A 2,742-nucleotide genomic window follows, 5' to 3' on the forward strand; every position below is an offset into this window, starting at 1 on the left:
CTAAAACGTTATTATAAAAAATACCCTCATAAAATGAAAACAAATGTACCCTATTTGAAGGCTATTGCATGCCTTTTGGTATTACTTAACTCCTGTACAGTAACCAAAAACTCCATCGAACAGTACAATGCACCCATTGAAGATCCTAAAAAGGAAATTTTATGTTTTGTACAAATGAAAGATGGTACTGTTAAAAATTACAGCACACTAAAATTAATTACCGGTGTTTTTAAAACGCCTCATCTTTTGGCAGACGGTAACACTATTATAAAAGCAGAACAAATAAAGGCATACCAAAGCAAGGAGCACTACGCCGTTTCTCAAAAAGAATTTACAGATGCAAAGCAAAGCTATGTTGCTAAAGATGCTTTACCTGGGTTTGCAGTGAGAATTGCTGCCGGAAAAATAAATGTGTATTCGCTTAAATATTACAACGGGCACAATACCACCGAAAAATTATTTTTACAACCGGGTGATAATGCACAGATTGTTGCCTGTACACCGGAGCTGATGAATGAACTTGTGAAAGATAATAGCGATGCTTATGCTTTTTTCAACGACAAAAATCAAACGGCAACCGTTACTAAAAAAATATTAGCCACAGTTGAAATTTACAATAATCCTGGTGACGTTTCTAAAAATTAATAGTTAAGATGAATTGGCAATGGCGAATGGTCAATTGTGAATGGTGAATGATGAATAATTGGCCAATTATAAGTAAGCAATTAAATTATCACTTCATAAACATAAAACCCCGGCCTTAAAAGCCGGTTTTTTTATTTGCGTAATGTTGTAACAAAATAAATAAGTAATTTGGTGGTATGCATAAACTTATTGTTGCCGCTGTTGCAGTATTATTATTTTCCTGTTCATCCAACAAAAATCCACACATTATTATTAAGACAAATCTTGGTAATGTGGAGGCTGAACTTTATCCTGATAAAGCCCCAAAAACTGTGGCCGCATTTTTATCTTATGTTGATTCTGGCTTTTATAAAAACAGTTCGTTTTACAGGGTTTTATTTATTGAAGCAATGGCATCTGATTATAATACCGGTATTATTCAGGGCGGCATTTGGCAAAGCAACAATAAAAAAGCCATTGCATTATCCGGCATTGTTCATGAACCACCTAATCAAACAGGTTTATCACATACTACCGGTACACTTTCTTTAGCAAGATCAACTCCGGGAACGGCTAACAGCGAATTTTTTATTTGCGTCGGCGATCAAACCGGGTACGACAGCAGTAAAAATTATAATCCCGATGGATTAGGCTTTGCAGCTTTTGGCAGAGTAATAAGCGGAATGGATATTGTAAGGCAAATTCATAAGCAACCTGCAAACGGGCAATCGTTTACCAGGCCAATAACTATTTTAAATATTGAAAGATTGTAAAGAAAATCAGAGCGGCGTACATCAGTTATTAATAGCTTTATCAGTACCGTAGTTTCTTACAGCAATTTCAGCATCAACAAAACTATTTAATTTTTCCAGATCAAGTATAGTAGCGTCGGCATCGTTATTTCGGTGATACATGGGAATAAATTTAGCGCCATAAATTATTTCCCTGAATGTATAAGAACTCCTTGCAACAACCGTATTGCTGAACATATCATCAAAGGCTTTTATAAAAATTAAAATTTCTCCTCTTGTATTTTCAAAATCTTCTTTTGAAAAACCATACAGCGGGCTTTCTTCTGTAATGGGGTGTACAATGGTCCAGCTGAGTGTTAATGCATTTACATTATGGTATTCTAATTGTAATGGAAAAAATTTATTGGTTGTTTTTCCATTCTCTTCTACAGCCATACCTAAAGTTACTTTAGCTTCGGCATCAGTAAGTGTAGTATTTTTAAATGGGGCTATGCGTAACATTAAGGCAGTTCCGTCTTTAAAAGGCGCAATTATTGCATTGCCCGAAAATTTAAGATAGGCAGTCGGCTTACTAAAGCGGCCATAAAATAAACCAGTTGCTAATGCAAAAGTTAATAACCCTATTAGTGCTTCAAAAGCTGCGATGGTACTGGTTAAAAATCCCGATGGACTAATGCGGCCATAGCCCACTGTGGTAAAAGTTTGTGCACTAAAGAAAAAGGCTTCCCCAAATTTTTTTAATTCTGAATCTGTATTCATACCGCTTAAATGCTCCACTCCAACAAAATAATAAATGCAGGCAAAAATAAAATTGGCAATAATAAAAAAGGCAAATACTAAAAATAAGAACTTCCACCTTGGTATTGCAAGCATGGCATGGTACCAACTGATACGTTCCCAAAAATTTACTCCTTTCTTTTTAATATTTGCCTGGCCATTTTTGTTTACAAAACGGCCGCCATAGTCTGATGCATTGGCACCAAAACCAGTATTGATTTCTGTTTTTGCTTTTGTGTTGAGTTTGCGGAGAAGTGCCATTGGTATATCACTAAGAATTTAGCTTATGCAAAATAAAGAATAAATTTTGAACTAACTTAGGCCAATTATTGATTAGTAATTATTAGCTATGCTGGAGTCTTTTGTAGAATTATTGCGTTGCCCCGTTACCAGAAGCCAGCTTACATTGCATTGCTTAAAAAAAAATACTAAATTCCTTGACGGAATAGCAGTAGATATTATTGAAGAAGGGATATTATTTGCTGAAACTAATTGGTTTTATCCAATTGTTAAAGGTATCCCACGTTTGAATGTTGAAGCAGTAATTGATTATGCCGATTTTTTGCAATTGCACTTACCTGATTACACA

At 35.1% G+C, this 2,742-nt stretch carries 4 protein-coding genes; 3 read left to right on the top strand and 1 reads right to left on the bottom strand.

Features of this window, described 5'->3' with window-relative positions; genetic code table 11:
* Positions 1-645, top strand: a 645-nt coding sequence (locus ACY65O_RS06690; RefSeq protein WP_462220078.1) for a hypothetical protein, incomplete at its 5' end; no start/stop codon positions are given.
* A gap of 176 nt (positions 646-821) precedes the next feature.
* A complete protein-coding gene (locus ACY65O_RS06695; RefSeq protein ID WP_462220079.1) occupies positions 822-1,397 on the top strand; it encodes a peptidylprolyl isomerase in 576 nt (191 codons plus the stop codon).
* Positions 1,398-1,418: 21 nt separating this feature from the next.
* Here the strand turns inward: ACY65O_RS06695 and ACY65O_RS06700 are convergent, their stop codons facing one another.
* On the bottom strand, positions 1,419-2,414 hold the full coding sequence (locus tag ACY65O_RS06700) for an ion channel (RefSeq protein ID WP_462220080.1): 996 nt from the start codon (positions 2,412-2,414) through the stop codon (positions 1,419-1,421).
* Between the two features lie 88 nt (positions 2,415-2,502).
* On the opposite strand from ACY65O_RS06700, the gene ACY65O_RS06705 reads away from it, so the two are divergent.
* Positions 2,503-2,742, top strand: a 240-nt coding sequence (locus ACY65O_RS06705) for a hypothetical protein (RefSeq protein ID WP_462220081.1), incomplete at its 3' end; no start/stop codon positions are given.

The organism is Ferruginibacter sp., from assembly GCF_031430955.1.
In the GTDB taxonomy this organism is placed as follows: domain Bacteria; phylum Bacteroidota; class Bacteroidia; order Chitinophagales; family Chitinophagaceae; genus Ferruginibacter.

Excerpts from the sequence above, each read along its gene's own strand:
- ACY65O_RS06695 (WP_462220079.1), top strand. The coding sequence starts at position 822 with ATGCATAAACTTATTGTTGCCGCTGTTGCAGTATTATTATTTTCCTGT.
- ACY65O_RS06700 (WP_462220080.1), bottom strand. The coding sequence starts at position 2,414 with ATGGCACTTCTCCGCAAACTCAACACAAAAGCAAAAACAGAAATCAAT.